The sequence below is a fragment of the Staphylococcus arlettae genome, from assembly GCF_025560845.1.
Taxonomy (GTDB): Bacteria; Bacillota; Bacilli; order Staphylococcales; family Staphylococcaceae; genus Staphylococcus; species Staphylococcus arlettae.
The window spans coordinates 1,992,991-2,017,736 of record NZ_CP094803.1 but is presented as its reverse complement, the minus strand read 5'-3'; the positions used below and the strand labels follow the sequence as shown (position 1 = coordinate 2,017,736).

At 33.6% G+C, this 24,746-nt stretch carries 26 protein-coding genes; 22 read left to right on the top strand and 4 right to left on the bottom strand.

Annotated features, from left to right (window positions below):
• Window positions 1-60: 60 nt before the first annotated feature.
• From sufB to MUA37_RS09805, 7 genes are all read left to right on the top strand, one after another.
• Window positions 61-1,458 carry a Fe-S cluster assembly protein SufB gene (gene sufB, locus MUA37_RS09835; RefSeq protein WP_002509379.1) on the top strand — a complete coding sequence of 466 codons (1,398 nt, stop codon included), beginning with the start codon at window positions 61-63 and terminating at the stop codon, window positions 1,456-1,458.
• Window positions 1,459-1,680: 222 nt separating this feature from the next.
• Window positions 1,681-2,709: a hemolysin family protein gene (locus tag MUA37_RS09830; protein ID WP_262624927.1), complete on the top strand. Its 1,029-nt coding sequence runs from the start codon at window positions 1,681-1,683 to the stop codon at window positions 2,707-2,709.
• 12 nt (window positions 2,710-2,721) lie between these two features.
• Window positions 2,722-3,792 (top strand): NAD(P)H-dependent flavin oxidoreductase, encoded by a 1,071-nt coding sequence (locus tag MUA37_RS09825; RefSeq protein ID WP_002509377.1) that lies wholly within the window; start codon window positions 2,722-2,724, stop codon window positions 3,790-3,792.
• 168 nt (window positions 3,793-3,960) lie between these two features.
• Window positions 3,961-4,809 carry a DUF72 domain-containing protein gene (locus tag MUA37_RS09820; RefSeq protein WP_262624565.1) on the top strand — a complete coding sequence of 283 codons (849 nt, stop codon included), beginning with the start codon at window positions 3,961-3,963 and terminating at the stop codon, window positions 4,807-4,809.
• 42 nt (window positions 4,810-4,851) lie between these two features.
• Complete coding sequence (locus tag MUA37_RS09815; RefSeq protein ID WP_002509375.1) at window positions 4,852-6,171, top strand: bifunctional metallophosphatase/5'-nucleotidase; 1,320 nt, start codon at window positions 4,852-4,854, stop codon at window positions 6,169-6,171.
• A gap of 82 nt (window positions 6,172-6,253) precedes the next feature.
• Window positions 6,254-7,177 (top strand): lipoyl synthase, encoded by a 924-nt coding sequence (gene lipA, locus MUA37_RS09810; RefSeq protein ID WP_002509374.1) that lies wholly within the window; start codon window positions 6,254-6,256, stop codon window positions 7,175-7,177.
• A gap of 141 nt (window positions 7,178-7,318) precedes the next feature.
• Window positions 7,319-7,693, top strand: coding sequence for a YutD family protein (locus MUA37_RS09805; RefSeq protein ID WP_002509373.1), 375 nt, complete (start codon window positions 7,319-7,321; stop codon window positions 7,691-7,693).
• Window positions 7,694-7,851: 158 nt separating this feature from the next.
• Here the strand turns inward: MUA37_RS09805 and MUA37_RS09800 are convergent, their stop codons facing one another.
• On the bottom strand, window positions 7,852-8,118 hold the full coding sequence (locus MUA37_RS09800) for a DUF3055 domain-containing protein (RefSeq protein ID WP_103388101.1): 267 nt from the start codon (window positions 8,116-8,118) through the stop codon (window positions 7,852-7,854).
• Between the two features lie 157 nt (window positions 8,119-8,275).
• On the opposite strand from MUA37_RS09800, the gene MUA37_RS09795 reads away from it, so the two are divergent.
• The 8 genes from MUA37_RS09795 (at window position 8,276) to dltD (ending at window position 14,985) form a co-directional block, all read left to right on the top strand.
• Entirely contained in the window at window positions 8,276-8,707 is a 432-nt protein-coding gene (locus MUA37_RS09795; protein WP_002509371.1) for a DUF86 domain-containing protein, read from the top strand.
• Window positions 8,708-8,713: 6 nt separating this feature from the next.
• Window positions 8,714-9,502, top strand: coding sequence for a TIGR01457 family HAD-type hydrolase (locus MUA37_RS09790; protein ID WP_107376656.1), 789 nt, complete (start codon window positions 8,714-8,716; stop codon window positions 9,500-9,502).
• Window positions 9,503-10,465: a 2-hydroxyacid dehydrogenase gene (locus MUA37_RS09785; protein WP_262624564.1), complete on the top strand. Its 963-nt coding sequence runs from the start codon at window positions 9,503-9,505 to the stop codon at window positions 10,463-10,465.
• Between the two features lie 313 nt (window positions 10,466-10,778).
• Window positions 10,779-10,916 carry a teichoic acid D-Ala incorporation-associated protein DltX gene (locus tag MUA37_RS09780; protein WP_002509369.1) on the top strand — a complete coding sequence of 46 codons (138 nt, stop codon included), beginning with the start codon at window positions 10,779-10,781 and terminating at the stop codon, window positions 10,914-10,916.
• A gap of 13 nt (window positions 10,917-10,929) precedes the next feature.
• Window positions 10,930-12,393 (top strand): D-alanine--poly(phosphoribitol) ligase subunit DltA, encoded by a 1,464-nt coding sequence (gene dltA, locus MUA37_RS09775; RefSeq protein WP_262624563.1) that lies wholly within the window; start codon window positions 10,930-10,932, stop codon window positions 12,391-12,393.
• Window positions 12,390-13,604, top strand: coding sequence for a D-alanyl-lipoteichoic acid biosynthesis protein DltB (dltB, locus tag MUA37_RS09770; protein ID WP_002509367.1), 1,215 nt, complete (start codon window positions 12,390-12,392; stop codon window positions 13,602-13,604). The genes dltA and dltB overlap by 4 nt, the downstream gene beginning before the upstream one ends.
• A gap of 12 nt (window positions 13,605-13,616) precedes the next feature.
• A complete protein-coding gene (gene dltC / locus MUA37_RS09765) occupies window positions 13,617-13,853 on the top strand; it encodes a D-alanine--poly(phosphoribitol) ligase subunit 2 (RefSeq protein ID WP_002509366.1) in 237 nt (78 codons plus the stop codon).
• A gap of 1 nt (window position 13,854) precedes the next feature.
• Entirely contained in the window at window positions 13,855-14,985 is a 1,131-nt protein-coding gene (gene dltD / locus MUA37_RS09760) for a D-alanyl-lipoteichoic acid biosynthesis protein DltD (RefSeq protein WP_107377873.1), read from the top strand.
• A 450-nt stretch (window positions 14,986-15,435) separates the two neighbouring features.
• Here dltD and MUA37_RS09755 read toward each other — a convergent pair whose 3' ends face one another.
• Window positions 15,436-15,678, bottom strand: coding sequence for a NifU family protein (locus MUA37_RS09755; RefSeq protein ID WP_002464399.1), 243 nt, complete (start codon window positions 15,676-15,678; stop codon window positions 15,436-15,438).
• A 105-nt stretch (window positions 15,679-15,783) separates the two neighbouring features.
• On the opposite strand from MUA37_RS09755, the gene MUA37_RS09750 reads away from it, so the two are divergent.
• Entirely contained in the window at window positions 15,784-16,101 is a 318-nt protein-coding gene (locus MUA37_RS09750; RefSeq protein ID WP_002509364.1) for a YuzD family protein, read from the top strand.
• 75 nt (window positions 16,102-16,176) lie between these two features.
• Here the strand turns inward: MUA37_RS09750 and MUA37_RS09745 are convergent, their stop codons facing one another.
• The gene (locus MUA37_RS09745) at window positions 16,177-17,241 is read right to left on the bottom strand and encodes an NAD(P)/FAD-dependent oxidoreductase (protein WP_002509363.1); all 1,065 of its coding nucleotides are present in this window, start codon (window positions 17,239-17,241) and stop codon (window positions 16,177-16,179) included.
• Window positions 17,242-17,673: 432 nt separating this feature from the next.
• Between MUA37_RS09745 and MUA37_RS09740 the strand changes: the two genes are divergently transcribed.
• From MUA37_RS09740 to MUA37_RS09715, 6 genes are all read left to right on the top strand, one after another.
• Complete coding sequence (locus tag MUA37_RS09740) at window positions 17,674-17,910, top strand: YuzB family protein (RefSeq protein WP_002509362.1); 237 nt, start codon at window positions 17,674-17,676, stop codon at window positions 17,908-17,910.
• Between the two features lie 12 nt (window positions 17,911-17,922).
• Window positions 17,923-18,282, top strand: a complete 360-nt coding sequence (locus MUA37_RS09735; protein ID WP_002509361.1) for a HesB/IscA family protein — start codon at window positions 17,923-17,925, stop codon at window positions 18,280-18,282.
• 223 nt (window positions 18,283-18,505) lie between these two features.
• Complete coding sequence (locus tag MUA37_RS09730; RefSeq protein WP_002509360.1) at window positions 18,506-19,714, top strand: NAD(P)/FAD-dependent oxidoreductase; 1,209 nt, start codon at window positions 18,506-18,508, stop codon at window positions 19,712-19,714.
• 104 nt (window positions 19,715-19,818) lie between these two features.
• Complete coding sequence (locus tag MUA37_RS09725; protein WP_262624562.1) at window positions 19,819-21,294, top strand: leucyl aminopeptidase family protein; 1,476 nt, start codon at window positions 19,819-19,821, stop codon at window positions 21,292-21,294.
• A gap of 288 nt (window positions 21,295-21,582) precedes the next feature.
• Window positions 21,583-22,899: a Na+/H+ antiporter family protein gene (locus MUA37_RS09720; RefSeq protein ID WP_002509358.1), complete on the top strand. Its 1,317-nt coding sequence runs from the start codon at window positions 21,583-21,585 to the stop codon at window positions 22,897-22,899.
• 28 nt (window positions 22,900-22,927) lie between these two features.
• Window positions 22,928-23,308 carry a PaaI family thioesterase gene (locus MUA37_RS09715; protein ID WP_002509357.1) on the top strand — a complete coding sequence of 127 codons (381 nt, stop codon included), beginning with the start codon at window positions 22,928-22,930 and terminating at the stop codon, window positions 23,306-23,308.
• Window positions 23,309-23,444: 136 nt separating this feature from the next.
• Here MUA37_RS09715 and MUA37_RS09710 read toward each other — a convergent pair whose 3' ends face one another.
• On the bottom strand, window positions 23,445-24,602 hold the full coding sequence (locus tag MUA37_RS09710) for an FAD-dependent oxidoreductase (RefSeq protein ID WP_021458890.1): 1,158 nt from the start codon (window positions 24,600-24,602) through the stop codon (window positions 23,445-23,447).
• Window positions 24,603-24,746: the final 144 nt, after the last annotated feature.

The following is a 24,746-nucleotide window of genomic DNA, read 5'->3' as shown; positions in this document are numbered from 1 at the left end:
GAATACAAAATAAAATATTGCGCGTATAGCAGTTTTAAATATATATAAGGAGTGATTGAAATGGCTAAAAAAGCACCTGATTTAGGAGATTATAAATATGGTTTCCATGATGAAGACGTGTCCATTTTTAGATCAGAACGTGGTTTAACAGAAAATATTGTTAAAGAAATTTCAAACATGAAAGAAGAACCAGAATGGATGCTTAATTTCAGATTAAAAGCATTGAAACTATTCTATAAAATGCCAATGCCACAATGGGGTGGAGATTTATCAGAATTAGACTTTGATGATATTACGTATTACGTAAAACCATCAGAAAATACTGAACGTTCTTGGGACGAAGTACCTGAAGAAATCAAACGTACATTTGATAAACTAGGTATCCCAGAAGCAGAACAAAAATATTTAGCTGGTGTTTCTGCTCAATATGAATCTGAAGTAGTATACCACAATATGGAAAAAGAATTAGAAGATAAAGGCATTATCTTTAAAGATACAGACAGCGCATTAAGAGAAAATGAAGAGTTATTTAAAGAGTACTTTGCATCTGTAGTTCCAGCAGCAGATAATAAGTTCGCAGCGTTAAACTCAGCTGTATGGTCAGGTGGCTCATTTATTTATGTTCCTAAAAACATTAAATTAGATACGCCATTACAAGCTTATTTCCGTATTAACTCTGAAAACATGGGACAATTCGAACGTACATTGATCATTGCAGATGAAGGTGCATCAGTAAACTATGTTGAAGGTTGTACTGCGCCAGTGTACTCAACAAGTTCATTACACTCAGCTGTAGTTGAAATTATTGTACACAAAGACGCACACGTACGTTATACAACAATTCAAAACTGGGCGAATAACGTATATAACTTAGTTACAAAACGTACTTTAGTGCACGAAAATGGTAACATGGAATGGGTTGACGGTAACTTAGGATCTAAGTTAACTATGAAATATCCAAACTGTGTCTTAATGGGTGAAGGTGCTAAAGGTAGTACTTTATCTATTGCATTCGCAGGTAAAGGACAAGTCCAAGATGCTGGTGCGAAAATGATTCATAAAGCGCCAAATACATCATCAACGATTGTATCTAAATCAATTTCAAAAGATGGTGGTAAAGTTGTATACCGTGGTATTGTACACTTCGGTAGAAAAGCAAAAGGCGCACGTTCAAACATTGAATGTGACACTTTAATTTTAGATAACGAATCAACATCAGATACAATTCCATATAACGAAGTATTTAATGACAACATTTCATTAGAACATGAAGCAAAAGTTTCAAAAGTTTCTGAAGAGCAATTGTTCTACTTAATGAGTCGTGGTATTTCTGAAGAAGAAGCGACTGAAATGATTGTTATGGGCTTCATTGAGCCATTTACAAAAGAGCTACCAATGGAATATGCGGTAGAAATGAATCGTCTAATCAAATTCGAAATGGAAGGTAGTATCGGATAATAACTATCACCATGCCAATATGATTTTGATTTGACTACAAGCACGAGTGATACCATGTTGATACCATTTACTGTTAAATGATATCGAATATGTGTATGAACTCGTGCTTTTTTAATTAATATACAACGATATATTATTAACTATGTTGCGTTTCATGTTTTATAAACATGGGAATATTAATTTTAATATGACATTAACAATAAGGGGATATGCAGTGTGATTATAGCAATAACCATAGCCATTCTATTAATTATATCTTTCTTTTTTTCGAGTAGTGAAACAGCGCTCTCCGCAATTAATAGAATTAGATTAACTGAAGAAGCAAAGCAAGGGGATAAGCAAGCTCAAAAATTATTAGACTTACTACAAAAGCCAAGTAATTTTATTACCACAACTTTAATAGGCAATACTATAGCGAATATATTAATTCCGATATTAGCGACAATCTATGCAGAAAAGCACGATATACATATTGTGTGGGCAATTATCATTGCTATCGTAATCGTGTTGTTTATAGGTGAAGTTATTCCTAAGTCAATTGCAGCGTCAATTCCATATCAAATTGCTAAATTAAGTTATATACCATTACAAATATGTATTTTTATTTTTAAACCATTAACAATGATTTTAAACGGGATAACAGATAGTATTCATCATGCATTAACTAAAAATGAAGAAAGTTCTCAACGTTATTCAAAAGGAGAAATTAGACAAATGGTAACAATTGCAGGTAGTGAAGGCGCATTTAACGAAATGGAAAGTAAACGATTGCAAGGCGTAATGGATTTTGAACAATTAAAAATTAATGATGTTAACACCACACCGCGTATTAACGTCACAGCATTTTCTAAAGAAACTACATATCAAGAAGCATACGAAACAGTTATCTCTAATCCATTTACTCGGTATCCGGTGTATGATGAAGATATTGATAACATTATAGGTATTTTCCATTCAAAATATTTATTAGCTTGGAGCCAAGAACAACAGAAACAAATTACAGATTATATTTCTGTTCCACTGTTTGTCAATGAACATAACAAAGCAGAATGGGCATTAAGAAAAATGACAGTGACACGTAAACACTTAGCTGTTGTTTTAGACGAATACGGTGGGACTGATGGTATCGTCTCACATGAAGATTTAATTGAAGAAATGTTAGGAATGGATATTGAAGATGAAATGGATGAAGAAGAAGAGGAAAAGGTGTCATTAAATAGAAAGCAATCCTCTCATAATTCCAATACATAAGAGGTGTTGAAAATGAATTTAACTTCAAGTGTAACGAATCAATTAAAGATAAAATATCCAATTTTCCAAGCAGGTATGGCTGGCAGCACATCACCTGAGCTTGTAGCTGCAGTTAGTAACTCAGGTGGTTTAGGAATCATTGGTGCAGGTTATTTTAACGCTGAACAATTAGAACAACACATCCAAGAAGTTAAAATGCTAACTTCAAGACCTTTTGCTGTAAATCTTTTTGTACCCGGAAATCAAGAAGTCGTCACTGAACAAGTTATGCATATGAATGCGTGGCTAAAGCCGTATCGTAGAGCATTTAATTTAGAAGAACCAGTACTGAACATTCAAGAACAAACACAATTTGAATCAGCAATCGAAATTGTAATTGCGCAATCGGTACCTATTGTGACGTTTACGTTTGGCGTGCCAGAAAAAGATCTTATCGATAAACTACATCGTCATAATATAACTGTGGTAGGTACTGCGACGTCTGTAGAAGAAGCAATCGAAAATGAACGTGCGGGTCTTGATATGGTAGTAGCTCAAGGCAGTGAGGCAGGAGGGCATAGAGGTTCGTTCTTGCAAACGTCTGGCCAATATGGTGCTTTAGTAGGTACCATGTCACTTGTGCCTCAAATTGTAGACAATGTGACTATTCCGGTTATCGCTGCAGGTGGTATCATGGATGCGCGAGGAGTTGTAGCAAGTTTGATATTAGGTGCAGAAGCGGTACAGATGGGAACAGCATTTTTAACTTGTATTGAAAGTAATGCCAATGATTTGTTGAAAAATGCTATATTTAACAGTGCTGAAACTGACACTGTCATTACTAAAGCATTTAGTGGAAAACCGGCACGAGGTATTGATAATGAATTTATTCATAATATGCAACGTTATGATGATGAAATACCAGCATATCCAATTCAAAATGAATTAACCAATGCTATACGAAAAAAGGCGGCTCAATTAGGTGATGCAGAAATGACACATCTATGGAGTGGACAAACTCCACGGTTAGCACAATCTATTGCAGCTTCACAACTGATGTCGCAAATTATTACTGATACACAAAATATATTACAAAATGAATAAATTATATATTAGCACTAGTTAACTCACCTCTAAATATAGTAAATAGTAATGAGCGTGTTGCACTTAACTAGTGCTTTCACTTTATCTATGAAAATTCAAACATACTATTATAATCTAAACATGTGAATCCCTTAAATAATATATGGTATTATGAAGTCGGTGATAATAATGATAAATATAGGGCTAACGGGTTGGGGCGATCATGATTCATTGTACGAAGATTTACAGAGGAAAACTGACAAATTACAAGTCTATGCTAGTCATTTTCCAATTGTTGAACTTGATGCATCTTACTATGCCATTCAACCTGAAAGAAATATACTAAAATGGATTAAAGAAACACCTAAACGCTTTAAATTCATTGTTAAAATCCATCAAGCGCTAACGTTACACGCAGACGTATTAGATTTTGCGTCATCAAGACAAGCGTTAATCGATGAATTTAATAAGATGTTAGAACCATTAATAGCGGCTGATAAATTAGCGATGGTATTAATTCAATTTCCACCTTGGTTTGATTGTACTACACAACATATTACATATATTCGTTACTTAAAAACGAAGTTATCTGATGTACCTATATGTGTTGAGTTTAGACATCAATCTTGGTTTAACAGCACTTATAAAGAACAGACACTAGAGTTTTTGACAGCCCAGAAAATCATTCATGCTGTGTGTGATGAACCTCAAGCTGGTCAAGGTTCCATTCCATTAGTAAATCGAATCACGCATGACGTTGCTTTTGTAAGGTACCACGGGCGTAATGTGCATGGTTGGACTAAAAAAGATATGACCGATGACAAATGGAGAGAAGTACGCTATTTATATGATTATACAGAAGAAGAATTGATGGACTTAGTTAACAAAGTTAAAGTGTTGGAACATAAAGCCAAAACGATTTATGTTGTGTTTAATAATAATTCAGGCGGTCACGCAGCAGCAAATGCGAAAATGTACCAACGCCTACTTGGAATTGATTATGATGGCTTAGCGCCACAACAATTGAAGTTATTTTAAAGTTATAAGCGTCAATTCATTAATTTTAGAGGAGAGATTGTGATGAAACTAACCATTTATCATACTAATGATATACATAGTCATCTGCAAGAATATGCAAATATTTCAGCATATTTAGCAGAGGAAAGACCCAAATTAAATCATCCCTCTCTTTATCTTGATATTGGTGATCATGTAGATTTATCAACACCAATTACACAAGCCACAATGGGAAAACATAATGTAGAGCTACTAAACAGTGCACGTTGTGATATAGCAACGATTGGTAATAATGAAGGTATGACTATTTCACATGCAGCATTAAACCAACTATATGATAAAGCACATTTTGATATTACGTGTGCCAATGTATTTGATGAAGCTGGTAATTTGCCTAACCATCTAACATCTTCAGTTATTAAAGTTATCGAAGGTACTAGAATATTATTTGTAGCAGCAACAGCACCATTTACACCTTTTTATCGTGCATTAGATTGGGTTGTTACTGATCCGCTTGAAGCAATTAAAGATGAAGTCAAAGCACATGAAGGTCAATATGATGTCTTAATTATAATGAGTCATGTTGGTGTATTTTTTGATGAGAAATTGTGCCAAGAATTACCTGAAATTGATATTATTTTAGGTAGTCATACACATCATTTTTTCAAACATGGTGAAGTGAACAATGGCGTATTAATGGCGGCGGCTGGTAAATATGGTTACTACTTAGGTGAAGTAACGATGGAAATTCAAAATCATAGTGTAGTATCTAAAAAGGCTGAGCTTTATGCTAATGCTGACTTACCCCAAGTTGCAACAGACTTTGAACTTGAAGGTAAGCGATTATTAAGTACACCGGTTATTAATCATGAAATGAACTTACCAAGGAAAACAAATGTGATTTCAAAAACATCTTATTTATTAGCTGAAAGTATATATGAATTTACACATGCAGATTGCACTATTATTAATGCAGGTCTAATAGTACGTGCGATAGAAGGTAAAGAAGTCACAGAATACGATGTGCATCAAATGTTACCCCATCCTATAAATACGGTTAGAATCAAAATCACAGGACAAGAACTAAAATATGTTATAATAAAAAGTCAAAAGCAAGAATATATTAATGAATATGCACAAGGTTTAGGCTTTAGGGGGGATATATTTGGGGGATATATATTATATAACCTTGGATTTATAGAATCTGAATCTCGTTATTTTATCAATGGTGAAGAAATAGATGATGACAAAATTTATACATTAGGTACAGTGGATATGTACACATTTGGCCGGTATTTTCCAACACTGAAAGACCAAGCAACTGAGTACTTAATGCCTGAATTTTTAAGAGATATTTTTAAAGAAAAATTGTTAGAATATTAATTTCTAACCCAATTACGTTTTAATTTAGTGTGAAGTTAGTTATAATGATGGAAGATATTAATACAGGAGGTCGTGCGTGGTTATGGCTACTAAAAATGAAGAAATACTACGAAAACCAGATTGGTTGAAAATAAAGCTTAATACTAATGAAAATTACACAGGGCTCAAGAAGATGATGCGTGAGAAGAATTTACATACGGTCTGTGAAGAGGCAAAATGTCCGAATATTCATGAATGTTGGGGTGAACGTCGTACTGCTACATTTATGATACTAGGTGCTGTATGTACACGTGCTTGTAGATTCTGTGCTGTTAAAACTGGATTGCCTAACGAGTTAGACTTAGATGAACCAGAACGTGTAGCAGAATCTGTAGAATTAATGAACTTAAAACATGTAGTAATTACAGCAGTAGCTAGAGATGACTTAAGAGATGCTGGTTCAAATGTTTATGCAGAAACAGTACGTAAAGTACGTGAACGTAACCCATTTACAACAATTGAAATCTTACCTTCAGATATGGGCGGAGATTTTGAAGCATTAGAAACTTTAATGGCATCAAAACCGGATATTTTAAACCACAATATTGAAACAGTACGCCGTTTAACACCAAGAGTAAGAGCGCGTGCTACTTATGATCGTACATTAGAATTTTTACGTCGATCTAAAGAATTGCAGCCGGAAATTCCAACTAAATCAAGCTTTATGGTTGGTTTAGGCGAAACATATGACGAAATTTACGAAACTATGGATGATTTACGTGCCAATGATGTTGATATCTTAACAATTGGACAATATTTACAACCTTCACGTAAGCATTTAAAAGTTGAAAAATACTATACTCCATTAGAGTTTGGTAAATTAAGAAAAGTTGCTATGGACAAAGGATTTAAACATTGCCAAGCAGGACCACTTGTGCGTAGTTCATATCATGCAGATGAACAAGTTAACGAAGCAGCTAAAGAAAAACATCGTCTTGGTGAAGAGCAATTAAAAGCAGAACAATAATAATATAATGTAGTAACTTTATAGACTTAGTTCTCCAATGCAGACGTTTTCAAATGAGTTGTATGAGGGCTAAGTCTTTATTCACGTTATATTAGCCAACAAGATAGCTTTATAAATATAGTAATAGTTCGGGTGAATGACATGATAAAAGTGAATGGGCAGTTTTTTGAAATAATAGAAGATTACAGGGAACATTTCGATGAGGAAGTATTTGCTAATCGTTATTCAGATATTTTAGATAAGTATGATTACATTGTTGGTGATATAGGATACGAACAATTACGCTTAAAAGGTTTTTATAGCGATTCAAATAAAAAAGCAGAATTGAGTAAACGATTTTCAACAATTCAAGATTATTTATTAGAATACTGTAACTTTGGCTGTCCTTACTTCATTTTGAAAAATGTTACTACTGAAAATCAAAACAAATTGAAGCAAGAAAAACAGGTCGTCTTAGAAGAAGATAAATTGAAAGATGTTAAAATTCAACCATCGATTCAACATAGTGAAAGCTAAGCTAGCTTACAACTCATTATATGCATTGTGATACTATTAGTTCCAACAAATGAATAGATGTCTATGTGTACAATAAACTTCATAAATGAAGCAACTATATAGGGGTGGATTTGGAATTCGAATGTTACTAATTTGAAATTCCTTCCACCCCTATATTTTTATTGGATTTTTTCAGCTAAAAACGCATTAAGTTCTTCACCTTCTGCTTCATTGACACCTAAAATATAAGCGGTATAACCTTCTTCAGCTAAATCATCTGTACCGATAATACCGAACTTATTTGTCTGCATGTTAAGCACAATCGTTTTACCGAAATGACGATTCGTTTGAACTAGCATCAAATCATAGCGGCTCTCTTCGCCGACAAAACCAACGAATTGTACTTGAGCAGCTTCATCATCGTCGTATAAAAACATGTCTATCATTATGTAACCTTCTTTCTTTTGATAGTTAGAATAGCAATTTATTTTAATACTAATGTTGTTAGAACTATTTTGTTATAAATCCTTAGTTTTCAGTATAACTTCAAATGAATTTAACTGCAAAATTGTGATATGATGAATATATTAAGGGGTGACGGAAATGTACTTTGTAAACAAAGACCAATTAAATGCCAAATTAAAATATATTCAACAATTAACAGAACAATATGAAGAAAACAAACATAACCATTTTGCCTTTGAACGTATAGCACAGATGCTTATTGAATCATCGGTTGATATTGGAAATATGATTATTGACGGATTTATATTACGAGATCCTGGAAATTATAAAGACGTAATAGATATTTTAGCATTAGAGCAAGTTATCTCAAAGGAAACACAACAAAATATTAACCAAACGGTAGATGTTAGAAAGCAATTTGTACATTATTATGACGAATTAGACACAGCAAATTTGATGACCTTGTTTGATAACGCGCTACCTTTTTATCGCCAGTTTATTCAAGAGGTAATACAATTTGTAGAAAGTGAAAATGTACCGATTACTGCGTTTGGTAAAAAAGGAGACTAACATAAAATGAAGCAATATAAAGCGTACTTACTCGATTTGGATGGAACAATGTATAAGGGTGACGAACCTATTGATGGGGCATCTCAATTTATTGAATATTTAAAAGCACAAAATATCCCTTATTTATTTGTAACAAATAATTCTTCAAAGCAACCAGAAACAGTAGCTGAAAAATTACAAACTATGGGCATATCAGCAACAGGCAATGAAGTCGTAACATCTGCTTTAGCTACAGCAGATTATATTGCAGAAGAACATCCAGGTGCATCTGTGTACATGCTTGGAGGTACAGGGTTACAAACAGCGCTCGTAGATAAAGGCCTAACAATAAAAAATGATGAATTCGTTGATTATGTTGTTGTAGGTTTAGACGAAGCGGTTACATATGAAAAGCTTGCGGTCGCTACGTTAGGCGTACGAAATGGAGCGAAGTTTATTTCTACAAATAAAGATGTTTCGATACCTAAAGAACGAGGATTTATGCCTGGGAATGGGGCTATTACAAGTGTAGTTAGTGTATCAACAGGCGTACAGCCTACTTTTATTGGAAAGCCAGAACCAGTAATTATGAATAAAGCATTAGATATTCTTAACTTACCTAAATCTGAAGTAGCGATGATAGGCGATTTGTATGATACTGACATACTTTCAGGAATTAATGTTTCCATTGATACAATTCATGTGCAAACTGGGGTGTCAACACTTGCAGATGTCGAAGCTAAAGACATTCCACCAACATACTCTTACGAAGATTTAAACGCTGTAATTAAATCATTAAAAGGTGAGGTTGATTAAATGGATAAAGTAGTAGTGACTAGACAAGTACCTGATGAATTCATTAAACAATTAGAAACAATAGCTCAAGTAGAAGTGTGGAATGAAGCTTTTACCCCAATGCCACGAGAACAATTTTTGAACGCTATTAAAGATGCGACTGCATGTTTTATCACACTAACGGAAACGATTGATGAAGAAGCCATTAATGCAGCACCACACTTAAAAGTAATTGCTAATATGGCAGTTGGCTATGATAACATCGATGTACAACTTGCAAATGATTATAAAATTGTCGTAACAAATACGCCAGATGTATTAACAGAAACGACTGCAGAATTAGGCTTATCATTGATGTTGAGTGTCGCGCGTCGTATAGTCGAAGCAGAACGTTATGTACAAGATGGTCAATGGCAAAGTTGGAGTCCTTATTTGTTGGCAGGCAAAGATTTATACCGTTCTAAAGTAGGTATTTTTGGTATGGGTGATATTGGTAAAGCATTTGCTAAACGTTTAAAAGGTTTTGAAGCGAACATTATGTATCATAATAGAAGTCGTAACGAAGAGGCAGAAGAAGCACTAGGAGCATTGTACGTTTCCTTTGACACATTGCTAAAACATAGTGATTTTATAATTTGTACTGCTCCATTAACTGCCGAAACAGAAAACAAATTTGACAGTGAAGCTTTTGCCAAAATGAAAAATGATGCCATTTTCATTAATATCGGTAGAGGTGCTGTAGTAGATGAGTCTGCACTTGTTTCAGCTCTGGAAAACAATCAAATTTTAGCATGTGGCTTAGATGTATTAAGAGAAGAACCAATACAAATGGATCATCCTTTATTAGGAATGAAAAATGCTGTTGTTGTACCACATATCGGTAGTGCGTCGGTAGTCACTCGTAACAAAATGATTCAATTATGTGTAGATAATATTAAATTAGTACTAAATGGTAATACTGCAAAAACAGCTGTTAAAGCTTAGCATTAGTGCATCAAACTTATGAGTAATAATTAACTTGGGTAATTTACACAGTAATCGTGATTGAGTATCACGCAAATAATAAAAAAGTAGTAACTGACAACCACCGTCAGTTACTACTTTTTTTATTGAATTGATTGCTATCAAAATCATAATGAAAAAACATATAAGAAAATAGTTATAGTAAAATGTAGTTCATACATAAAAATATTAATATATTGTAAAGTTGTTTGATGTTATGTATAATAAGTTGTAGTAAATTTAAAAGTGTATAGATACAAAAAATCTGAATCGTTGTATTTTCAAGAGGTGAATAATGAATAAGAATAATCATAGATTTATAGTGGTTAAAAGTATTGGATTGGTATTGTTGTATTTAATTATTTTCATTGCTTTGTATTTACTATATGGTGCTGGAGATACACATAACGATTTTATTTATAATGAATTTTAATGAGGAGAACATCATGAAAGATATTTTACAGACAATAAACCGGTATAGCGTCATTTACCCTAATAAGATTGCTATTCGTTACAACGATCATTCATTAACTTATAAACAATTGGATACATACGCTAATGCATTAGCCTGTTATATAATGTCATCGCGTACTCCGTTAATACTATATGGTCATATGTCTCCCTACATGATTGTAGGGATGTTAGCCAGCTTAAAAGCAGGTTGTGGTTATATACCATTAGATATTTCTATGCCAACTGCACGTTTGCAACACATAATCAATAAGGTAGAACCTAATTTTGTACTAAATACAACGAGTGATGAAATAGAGTTGACTAATGGAGAAATAATAACGATTGATGATTTACAGCAGATGTCAGTAACGACAAGGGAATTTAATAATATACAAGAAGTTGATATAGCTTATACTATTTTTACTTCGGGTACTACCGGAGAACCTAAGGGTGTTCAAATTTCATATGGCAGCTTGAATGAATTTGTTAAATGGATAAGTGATATTAATCAATTGGGATTATATCAGCATTGGTTAAACCAAGCGCCGTTCTCATTCGATTTATCTGTAATGGCTATTTATCCTTGTTTAACAACTGCTGGTACGCTACATCTAGTTGATAAACATATGGTGGCTAAGCCTCAGTTGCTCGATGATTTATTAAGAAGCAATAACATTAATATTTGGGTTTCTACACCATCATTTATGGAGTTAGCTTTATTATTACCTGTATTTACTCAAGAAAAATATGAAAGTTTAGGGCAATTTATTTTTTGTGGGGAAGTACTATCCCATAAACTTGCTGAAAAATTGTTACATCACTTCAATAAAGCAGTGGTTTATAACACATATGGCCCGACAGAAGCAACGGTTGCAGTTACTGGAATACAAATAACTCAGTCCATTATACAACACTACAATCCGCTTCCAGTAGGCAAACCTAGAGCAGGTGTAACGTTAGCTGTTAATGACCATGCAGAATTAATTATTATGGGGAGATGTTTGAGTCAAGGATATTTAAATGATGCTATTAAGACAGCACAAGTATTTAAAGAGTATCAAGGTAAACAAGCATATTATACGGGAGACTCAGCGTACTATTTAGATGATATGTGGTTTATAAAAGGGCGTATGGGTAATCAAATCAAATACAATGGCTATCGTATAGAACTAGAAGATATAGAGTTTCGGTTACGACAAATTCACTTTATTCAAGAAGCGATAGTAGTACCTAAAGTTAAACAAGGAAAGGTAGTTCAACTTATCGCTGCAATCACATTGACTAAAGCAGTATCCCCAGAAGAAGTAAAAGTATTGAAAAGCGAAATTACACCACTATTAGCTGAAAATTTACCTACTTATATGCTACCCACTAAATATGAAATATTAGAAAAGTTACCGATAAATGGCAATGGCAAAGTAGATAGAAAAGCTATAAATGAGGTTATATTACGATGATACCTTATGGAACGTTCACTTTTTTTGCGATAGCGATAGTCGTATTGCTACCAGTTGTTTGTTTAGGTTTTATGGGTAAGCGTAGTTATACATATAATTTTTTAAGTAGCTTACTAATGGTAGTACTTATTTTTGCATCGCAAAAATATAATATTTACAACAATCCGTATTTGAGTTTTCAACTATTTAGCTTTTTCGGTTATATTGTTTGGCAAGTGAGTATCATTATGTTTTATCTCAATATTAGACGTCGACATAATTATACGAGTTTATTTAGCAGTGTAATATTTTTAGCAATCTTGCCCTTGCTATGTGTGAAATTATTACAAAGCTCATGGTTAGGTGACTATCAAATTGTCTTCCATGAATACAAAGTGGTGAACTTAATTGCATTTTTAGGTATTTCCTATGTGACCTTTAAAAGTGTGCAATTACTAATGGAAATTAGAGATGGTTCAATTAAAGAAGTTGATGTTTGGAAAGTAATTCAATTCATTTCATTTTTTCCAACTATTTCATCAGGTCCAATAGATCGCTATAAGCGTTTTATCAAAGATGACAAAGTAGTGCCCGACGGTACTGTATACAGTACATTATTTGCGAAAGCGCTCCATTTTGTGATGCTTGGATTTTTATATAAATACATTATTGCTTATTTGATTCAAAATTATGTCATACAACCATTGCTTGAAACACCACATAATGTTGTCGATACGTGGTTATATATGTATGCTTATAGCTTTTATTTGTTTTTTGATTTTGCAGGATATAGTTTATTTGCTTTAGCTTTTAGTTATTTATATGGCATCCAAACGCCACCGAATTTTAACCAACCATTCAAAGCGCAAAATATTAAAGCGTTTTGGCAACGTTGGCATATGACTTTATCTTTTTGGTTCAGAGACTGTATATATATGAGATGTTTATTTTTTATGTCGAAGAAAAAATTATTAAAAAGTCAATTTGCTATGTCGAACATTGCATTTATAATTAATTTCTTCTTAATGGGTTTATGGCATGGTTTAGAGCTACATTACATAGTATACGGTTTGTATCACGCAGCTTTGTTTATTGGCTTTAGTTATGTTGAACGCTTAAGTAAATACTTCGGCTGGCAGTGGCAAAATAAATTTACTGCTTGTATTAGTACAGTTATTACTTTTCATTGTGTGACTTTTGGCTTTCTCATATTTTCAGGACAGTTAATTTAGGAGGAAATTAGTATGGACATTAAAAACCAAATTTTAAATATTTTAGCAGACATTGCAGGTGATTCTATTGTAAAAGATAATTTAGACATCGCAATATTTGAGGAAGGTATTATCGATTCTTTTAAAACGATAGAATTATTATTAGCCATTGAAAATCAGTTAGGTATCGACGTATCGATAACAGATTTTGATCGTGAAGCGTGGGCGACTCCAAATAAAATTATTGCGTTATTATCTGCGAAACAATAAAATGAAACAATTCTATCCATTTATCATTAGTTTAGTTTTATTTGGAATTTTTGTAGCTTTGCCCGCAAATTGGTTTAAAGGATTAATTTCTAATCAAACATTATCTGAACAACGCAACTTGCTTAGCGAACAAGTGTTAAAAGGTACTTTACTACAAAATAAATTATATGAAACTAATAACTACTATCCTATTTATGGTTCTAGTGAATTAGGCAAACAAGATCCTTTTCACCCAGCTGTTATGTTAACACATAGAGTTAAGAAACCACCTTTTTTAGTAGGAACAGGAGGTTCTACCGACTTGATTAATGCTGTGACACTTGCAGCAAACTTTGATCAACTTAACGGCAAAAAATTAACATTTATCATCTCACCGCAATGGTTCACGCAACGCGGTTTAACACGAGAAAATTTTAATGCACGTATATCAGAAACTCAAATTGCTCAGTTATTTAAACAACAGCAAATGAGCAAGCACTTAAAAGAACGTTATGCTCAGCGCTTATTACAATTTAAAGACGTTAAAAACAAGCCTTTCTTACATGATATGAGTCGAAATAAACAACAGTCTTCACATGCTTATGTCTCATCGTTCAAAGAAAATCAATTATTAAAAATTGAAGCAATTAAAGCTGCATTTCCACTTAATAAGCAAGCGTTTAAGCATGTTGGAGAGGACACGTCACATCGATCGTGGACATCTTTAAAAGCAGAAGCCGAACTTTACGGACAACAACATAGTATGTCGAATCAATATAATATACAGGATAAATATTGGCAGTTAATTCAAGCGAAACAACGTAAATTTAAACGCAATCATGAATTTAAAGTACATTCACCGGAATTTGAAGATTTAGCATTACTCGTTGATACGTTGAAAGCTGCAGGAGCAGATGTTCAATATATAGTAATACCGACAAATGGCAAATGGTATGATCATATTGGAATAAAATCTAAGCAACGTCAAATGATTTATCAAAAAATTAAAGATACCATTACTGCTAAAGATGGTAAGCTTTATGATATGACATCTAAAGACTATGAACCATACGTTATTAGTGATGCTGTACATATTGGATGGAAGGGCTGGGTTTACGTAAACGAACAAATTGTGTTGCATCAGAATCAATAAAAGAGGTTCCTGCGAGAAGTGTACTAGACGAAGACTATATGCTTAGGCAGTGCCCGAGGAAAGCGTGCACAAAAAAACTGCCAACAAAATCGGGGACTTCGTCGACAGACTACGGAGTGTGACAGAAATCTGTACTGTGACCACAACGTGTATCTTTTGTAACTGAAAAGTTCCAAAATGAGGTGCTTTTTCTAAAAAATATAACTCATGTCTACATGGTAACCCACATTAACTTCTATTTCTGTGATAGCAAATAGGCTTTGAATAAATAATATTGGCAGTGATTTGGGCTGACTCCTGCGGGAAAAGCACTAGCCGAAGACTACAGGCTGAGGCAGTGCCCGAGGAAAGCGTGCACAAAAAAAACTGCCAACAAAGTCGGAGAACTTTGTCGACAGTCTGAGACTTTCTTACATAGAAGGTCTCTAAAATTTTATTTGAAGTAATTCGTTAGAATACTTGTTCTACTTCGATAACACCTGGCACTTCTTCATGCAATGCACGTTCAATACCTGCTTTTAATGTAATAGTAGAACTTGGGCATGTTCCGCAAGCACCGTGTAATTGCAATTTAACTATTCCATCTTCTACATCGATTAGTGAACAATCACCACCATCACGTAGTAAGAACGGGCGTAGTCGCTCGATAACTTCAGCTACTTGATCAAACATCGTTGCGTTTTCAGTTGGCATAAATATGCCTCCTTTCAAGTAAATAAATTCTACATATCCGTATTTATTTATTATAATAGATATGTAGAGAAAAATCTATGATTCGAAATAAGGGGGATTTGATTTATGACAAAAATAAGTGTTGTAGTATATGGTGCAGACGTAATATGTGCAAGCTGTGTAAATGCACCGACGTCACAAAATACATTTGAATGGCTAAAACCATTATTACAAAGAAAATATCCAGATGTAAAATTTGAATTTACCTATATAGATTTTCAAAAAGATACTGAAAATCTATCGGATCATGACCAACATTTTATTGAGCAAATACAAGAAGATGAATTATTTTATCCTTTAATTACTATGAATGACGAATATGTGGCAGATGGTTACATTCAACTAAAAGATATAACACGTTTTATGGACAGACAATTACAATAACATGTTATATAAAAATGAGCCTAGAATATTTATATTCTAGGCTCATTAACTGTGTATTGTAATGCTAATATATTTTTATCCGTTATGATATTTGTACATCCAAAGTACACCTGATTTAAGAATAGAAGCAAGACGACCTGTAACCGTTCTATCCATAATGTAAGCAAATCCTTTTTTGTCTCCTAATGAACCTAAGAAACCTTGGATTTTTATTTCAGGCATTTTTTCAGGTAATGCTTTATTTTGCCAAATTAATTTCATGACATCAGCTATTTGGTCACCTTGATATTCTGCTAATTGTGCACTTGGTGCAAATGGTAAGTCAGCACAATCTCCAACTACATATACATTTTTATATGTAGGTACTTGGTGATACTGGTTTAAAATAACACGTCCACTTTTACTAATATCGATAGGTAAGTTACGTACTATTTCCACTGGTTGGATACCAGCTGTCCATACAATTAAATCTAAATCTTCTGGAACATCATTGTTGTATATACGACCAGGTTCAACACGATTAATGTCTGAGTTAGGAATAACATGAACTGAGTTCTTTTCAAACCAATTTTCGATATAATTACTTAATTTTTCAGGGAAACGACTTAAAATACGTTCACCACGATCATAAAGGTAAATATCTAAATCTTCTCGGCTTTCACGTAATTCACTTGCTAATTCGATACCGCTTAATCCAGCGCCGACAATTCCAACTCTAGCACCATTGGGTAATTCACTTATATGATGGAACGTTTCGCGTGATTTTGAAAGTGTTTGTATACTGTGCGTGTATTCTTCAGCACCTGGAACATTGTGATATTTATCTTCACAACCTAAACCAATAACTAATTCATCATAATCAACTTTAGTATTGCCCACAGATACAATTTGATCATCTAAATTAATATCATTAATTTCTCCATATACCACGTTAATGCGTTCAGAGTCTGGAAAATTCATACGAACGTCTTTGTCTGATTTAGTTCCAGCTGCCAACTCATAAAATTCTGGTTTTAAACTGTGATATGGCATTCTATCTACAAGTGTCAGTGAATAATTTTCAGGTAAAGCACTTGGTAAAATATGCGACATGATACGCATATTACCATAGCCGCCACCTAATAGGACTAAATTCTTCATTTTGATACCCCTCTAGTAATAATTATATTTTTAGATTAAATTAAAGCACGTGTTCCCGTAAAACATAGGCTTTTCTAATCTGAATAAAATAAGGAAAATAAACATTGAAAGTAATACAACTAACAGTGACATATCAATTTCCTAAAAATTAGCTTTCTTATACCCATTATATGCTTTTTTAGTTTTTTCTACAAATAACTGTGATGGTTATGTGAATTTCATTGTGGCGGTTACTTTAATTTATGCTATAAATATTATGTAAATGTAAGGCTAAATAAATTAGTCAGTTTGGATGATGTATAATAGTTCTAAAATAAGTTATAATTAACTATACGAATAGCATATACGAGTTCAGCAATGAAGCACGTAGTTAGTCATTATTTTTAAAAGTTGTTATAATATCATAATCGATAAATTTGAAGAGGGTGTATTATGAATCCAATAGTAGAGTTCTGCATTTCAAACATGGCGAAAGGTGGAGACTATGTATATAATCAACTAGAAAATGATCCAGAAGTTGACGTGCTCGAATATGGTTGCTTGCAAAATTGTGGGCTGTGTTCTAGTGGCTTGTATGCACTTGTGAATGGTGATATCGTGGAAGGTGAGTCACCTGACGATTTATTACAAAATATTTATGCACATATAGAAGAAACATGGATTTTTTAGGAGGTAATTAGTATGACAACAATTAATGTAACTGAAGCAGCGGCATATGAAGTTAAAGACATGTTGAACCAAAATGACATGTCAGATGGCTATTTAAAATTAAAAGTTAATGGTGGCGGGTGCACAGGTTTAACTTATGGTATGTCTGCAGAATCACAACCAGCTGACAATGATCAAACATTCGAGTTTTATGGCTTGAAAGTACTTGTAGACAAAGATGATTTACCATTATTAGATGGTACAACTGTTGATTTTAAACAGTCACTAATGGGTGGTGGCTTCCAAATTGACAATCCAAATGCGATTGCATCATGTGGTTGTGGTAGCTCATTTAGAACAGCTAAAGTAGCTGGCTCACCAGAAAATTGCTAAATTAATACATGAATAAATTGGTGTTTAGTAGTGCTAAATGCCAATTTGTTATATTTAATGTGAAATAATAAACAATATATTGGTAAGTGCTTGAAAATATAACTTAAAAACTATAAAATTATCATTGGATGAAAAATGTCTTTTTTATGAATTTTCGTAACTCTTCCAGGGTATTAAGAAAGACGTATGCAATAAAATTATTATGAAAGCTTAGGTGAATAAAATGGCACAAGATCGTAAAAAGGTATTAGTTTTAGGTGCTGGCTATGCTGGTTTACAAACTATTACGAAATTGCAAAAACAAATTTCGGCAGATCAAGCTGAAATCACTTTAATTAACAAAAATGACTATCACTATGAAGCGACATGGTTACATGAAGCATCTGCAGGTACAATCAGCTATGAAGATTTATTATATCCTGTTGAAAGTGTAGTTAATCAAGATAAAGTAAACTTCGTAAAAGCTGAAGTTACTAAAATCGATCGTAATGCTAGAAAAGTAGAAACTGATGCAGGAATTTTTGACTTTGATGTGTTAGTTGTTGCACTAGGTTTCGAAAGTGAAACATTTGGTATCGAAGGTATGAAAGACTATGCGTTCCAAATCGAAAATGTATTAACTGCACGTAAATTATCTCGTCATATTGAAGATAAATTTGCTAATTATGCAGCATCTAAACAAAAAGATGATAAAGATTTAGCTATTTTAGTTGGTGGCGCTGGTTTCACTGGTGTAGAATTCTTAGGTGAATTAGCTGACCGTATTCCAGAATTATGTAACAAATATGGTGTAGATCAAAGCAAAGTTAAATTAACTTGTGTTGAAGCTGCTCCAAAAATGTTACCTATGTTCTCAGATGAATTAGTAAACCACGCTGTAAGCTATTTAGAAGCTAAAGGTGTAGAATTTAAAATTGGTACGCCAATCGTTGCAGCAAATGAAAAAGGCTTCGTAGTTAAAGTTAACGATGAAGAGCAACAATTAGAAGCAAACACTTCTGTATGGGCTGCTGGTGTACGTGGTAGCAAATTAATGGAAGAATCATTTGAAGGCGTTAAACGTGGCCGTATTGTTACTAATCAAGATTTAACTATTTCTGGTTATGACAATATTTTTGTCATTGGTGACTGTTCTGCGTTCATTCCTGCTGGTGAAGAACGTCCATTACCAACAACTGCTCAAATCGCTATGCAACAAGGTGAACATACAGCTAAAAGTATCCAAAATATTTTAGAAGGTCAACCAACTTCTGAATTTGAATATGTAGATAGAGGTACTGTTTGTTCATTAGGTGCTAACGATGGTGTTGGTGTTGTATACGGTAAAGACATCCAAGGCAAAAAAGCTGCTTTCATGAAGAAAGTTATTGATACACGTGCTGTATTTAAATTAGGCGGAATTGGCTTAGCATTCAAAAAAGGTAAATTTTAATAAATTCGTGTAACACGCAGCTACATAATATTATGTAACACTGCATTAATCCAAGACCTGTCTTAATATAAGATGGGTCTTTTTTATAAGAAAAAGGTGATAATATGAATATTAGTGTAAATTCAACAAATCAATCTGTTCAGCAGACTTTAATAGTTGGAGTGCCGGAACATTTGAATCAATTTGAAACACTCAGTGTCAATGGCGTCGATATTAGAGAAAATATCGGATTCTTGAAACAGAATCATCTCATAGGTAGCAGTTTAGGTAAGGTATACCAAACTCATTTTCAATTACAAGATGAACACTATCGATTAATATCAGTCGGGTTAGGCAATTTAAAACAATTAGACTATACGCAGTTATTACAAGTCTTTGGCAAACTCTTTCAATTTCTAAAAAGTGAGCATATTTTGTCTGCATCATTGTTATTTGAAAGTTTTATATCTAAAAAAGTAAGTAGAAAAGATGTTGCTGAAGTACTTGGTCAACAAAGTGTTCGTGCAATTTATCAATTTGATAACTATAAATCAAATAAAAGTGCACTTTATTCACCTACTATCTTTGTACATAGTGACGCAGAAAATATTGCAGATGCTATTACACAAGGTAAAGTATTAGGTGAATCGATTAATACAGCACGTACATATAGTAATATGCCACCAAATATATTGACTCCGGGTTATTATGCGGAATTGATTGATGATCATTTTAAAGATAGTCAGGTTGAAGTTGATATAAAAGATGGTGAGCAGTTACAAGATGAAGGATTTGGACTCATTCACGCAGTAGGTAAAGGTTCAGCACACTCACCACGAGTAATTACAATAACGTATAACGGTGGGCCACAAAACGTAGCACCAATCGCTTTAGTAGGCAAAGGTATTACGTATGATTCTGGAGGCTATTCAATTAAACCAAAAGTCGGAATGCAGACTATGAAGTTTGATATGTGTGGCTCCGCAAATGTTATTGGCATGATTGAAGCAGCTGCTAGATTGCAATTGCCAGTAAATATTGTTGGTGTCATTGCGGCAGCAGAAAATATGGTCAACGAAGCAGCAATGAAGCCCGATGATATTTTTACAGCATTAAGTGGAGAATCAGTAGAAGTACTTAATACTGATGCTGAAGGACGATTAGTATTAGGCGATGCAGTATTTTATGCTAACCAATTCCAACCTAATGTCATCTTAGATTTTGCTACGCTAACAGGAGCCGCAGTAGCAGCATTAGGGGAAGATAAAGCAGCTGTCTTTAAAAATAATACTAACGCACCAATAAATGAAATTTTAACTACAGCACGTAAAATGGATGAATTTGTCTTCGAATTACCAATAACTAGTACTGAACAACAACTCATTCGTCAAACTGATGTAGCTGATTTAGTTAATCATACAAATGGTCATGGTAAAGCGTTATTTGCAGCTACGTTTATTAGTCATTTTGCTGGCGACACACCACATTTGCATTTCGATATAGCAGGTCCAGCTACAACGACAAAGGCTTCTTATTTAGGACCTAAAGGACCAACAGGTTACATGATACCGACAATCGTTGAATGGTTGCGACAACAATAAATTAGCATGCAAGAGGTTGGGACAATATTGATTCGTCCCAGCCTCTTTTTCATATGGGCAGTAGCTGACTGCATTGAAAATGCGCTTTAAACCAAGCTTTTTTCAACGCTAGTCATCCTTGCCGTGGTGGGACGACGAAATTATTTTTTCAAAATCAGATTTCTGTCCCACTCCCTATATCATATCTGATAAGTTATAATGCAAAAAGTGATTGACAATATTGCTAGGGATTGCTATTATGAATCTCGTAACGCTTTAGTTCGATAATGTAATAAAGGAGTTTTTGATGTGATAAATGCAGTTGTAATAGCGGTTTTACTTATGATCATTTTGTGTTTATGTCGATTAAATGTAGTTATCAGTTTATTCGTAAGTGCATTAGTAGGCGGCATAATCGCTGGAATGAGCGTAACAGATGTTATCACGGTATTTGGTAAAAATATAGTAGATGGCGCAGAAGTAGCACTAAGCTATGCGTTATTAGGTGGTTTTGCTGCTTTAATATCATATAGTGGCATTACTGATTATTTAGTTAATAAAATTATCAAAGGCATTAGAGCTGAAAACTCTAAAATGTCCCGTCTGAAAGTTAAAGTTATAATTGTGGTAGCTTTATTGGTATTAAGTGTAATGAGTCAAAATATTATTCCTGTACATATTGCATTTATTCCAATTGTCATTCCTCCTTTAATTAGTATATTTAATGAATTAAACTTTGATCGTAGACAAATAGCTTTAATCATTGGTTTTGGTTTATGTTGGCCATATATTTTAATTCCATTTGGTTTTGGTCAAATATTTCATCAAATTATAATGAACGGCTTTAACAAAGCTGGACATCCGATAGAAATAAATATGATTTGGAAAGCTATGGTTATCCCATCATTAGGTTATATTGTAGGGTTAATTGCTGGTTTATTTTATTATAGAAAAGCAAGAAAATATATTGATCATAAACAAGATAAAGATCTAGCAAATGTAGAGTTAAAACCATATGTGTTAGTTGTGACAATCATTGCGATTATTGCGACATTTACAGTTCAAATGCTGACTGACTCTATGATCTTTGGTGCATTAGCAGGGGTATTAGTATTTTTTATTTCTGGTATGCAAAATTGGAAAGATATGGACAAGCAATTTGTTGAAGGTATTCAAATTATGGCATATATCGGTGTAGTAATCTTGACTGCTAATGGTTTTGCTGGTGTCATGAATAAAACCGGTGATATTGAGCAATTAGTACATAGTATTAGTGGAATTACTGGTGACAACAAGTTAATTAGCATACTACTCATGTATATCATTGGATTAATAGTCACATTAGGTATTGGTTCTTCATTTGCCACAATCCCTATTATAGCTACATTATTTGTGCCGTTAGGTGAATCGTTTGGTTTAAGTACAATGGCTTTAATTGCCTTAATTGGCACGGCAAGTGCCTTAGGTGATTCAGGTTCTCCAGCGAGTGATTCAACACTTGGTCCGACGGCAGGATTAAATGTTGATGGGCAACATGATCATATAAGAGATACGTGTATTCCGAACTTTATTTTCTATAATATCCCGTTGATTATTTTTGGTACTATCGCTGCTATGATATTATAAGAGTGATATAAATAAAGGGGTGGCAATTATGACAAATATGTTAGATGCGCTAGATATGAAAGTTGAAAAAGAGGGAGAAGGCATTTTGGTTATGTCTATGCCTGTAACAGATAAGGTGAAACAACCCTTTGGATTTCTACACGGTGGTGCTAGTTTAGCTTTAGGAGAAACCGCATGCTCAATGGGAGCAGCGAGCCTAATTGATACTGAGCAATATATTCCACTAGGATTAGAAATGAATGCAAATCACATTAGTTCAACGACAGAGGGTACTGTCTATGCTTCCGCAACAGTTATTCATCAAGGCAAAACGACACAAGTATGGAATATTGAGATAACTGATGATAGCGGCAAATTAATAAGTATTATGCGAGGTACCATCGCAATCAAATCACGACATAGATCTTGATAGACTAGTATTTTAAACATATTAAAGTACGTCATTTTAGCTGATAGCTAATGACAAAGCGTAGTCATTTATAAATAACTAAAAATTAATAAATCATTTAGGGAATGCAAAAGTTACTTTTATGCATTCCCTTTTTTTAATGTGATATAAAATTTTGAGCGAAGTAAGCTTGAGCAATTCGTTTTGCTGCTTCTCTACCTCCTGCAATATTGCGTGCGAAAGGTCCTAATTTTAAATCAGCTAGTCCGCCAGATACAAATAGCTGTGGTAACCATTCCAATGTATCAGACAATTGTGGATAGCCACAAGAGGTCATAGGTGCGGCATGTTCTAAAATTAACGATTTTATAATTGGTTGCTGTAATATCGAATTTTTGAAGCCTGTAGCAAGTAAAATATGATTATAATTATATCGTTCATCCTTCGTATGTATTTGCTTGTTTTTTATTGTGGTAATAGGTGTTTGGTGAATTGTCAAACGACCTTGCTGTTGATATTTTTTGAGATGTAGATATAACTCTTGAGGCACAGAGCCTTTGTGTCTCTCATCTTCAATAAAAGAAAGTATTTCGGCAGAATCCGTAAAAGTTGTTAACTTAGTCATGTTTTTAGGGCCAAGCCATGCTGGATCTGCATCAAAATCATGTACTGCTATAGTTTTATTAAGCCATAAGTGCACATGCTTTTGATAATTATAAAGTAATTTATGTACTAAATGTGCTGCAGAAACACCACTTCCTACTACATGATTGCATTTGTGAAATTGTAGAGCTGTATTGTCGAAAATATGTTGCACATTATGCTGTTGATGAAAAATCTCAGGTACGTTTAAATCATGATGGCTACCCATAGCGATAATTAAGTTATCAGTAGTAATGGTACGCTTATTATCCAAAGTGAGTACCCATTGCTGTTTAGTATGTGTGTGTTGTTTAATATGGTTTACACTACCAATGACATGTCGATTATGTAACTGGTAATGATGTATAAGTGTATGTACATGATCGATAAACATATCTCTTTGAGGACGTTGATATTTTCCTAGTGTTGCTTGCATATATTGATGTGCTTTAGCGAATTGTTTTAAATGAAATGGATCAGGATGTACATGATGCACGCAAGGTGAGCGAAGAAAGGGCATATTAATACGTTTAGTGCGTTCGTCGAATTGTGCGCATAAATTACTGTGTGGATCAATGAGAGTCAGTTTGGACGTTGGAAGACCAGCGTGAATTAATTTTAAAGCAATTGTTAATGCTTGAATACCGCCACCGATAATTGTCCAAGTATGCATAAAGTTACCTTCTTTCAAATAGTAATGATTACGATTTAAAAATAACATAATGCATGTGTTATTGCAATATAAAAAGCGATAAGTATAATTACTAAAATAACGAAGAACTGTAATTTTGTGCTCTTGTTATTAAGTAACTACTTA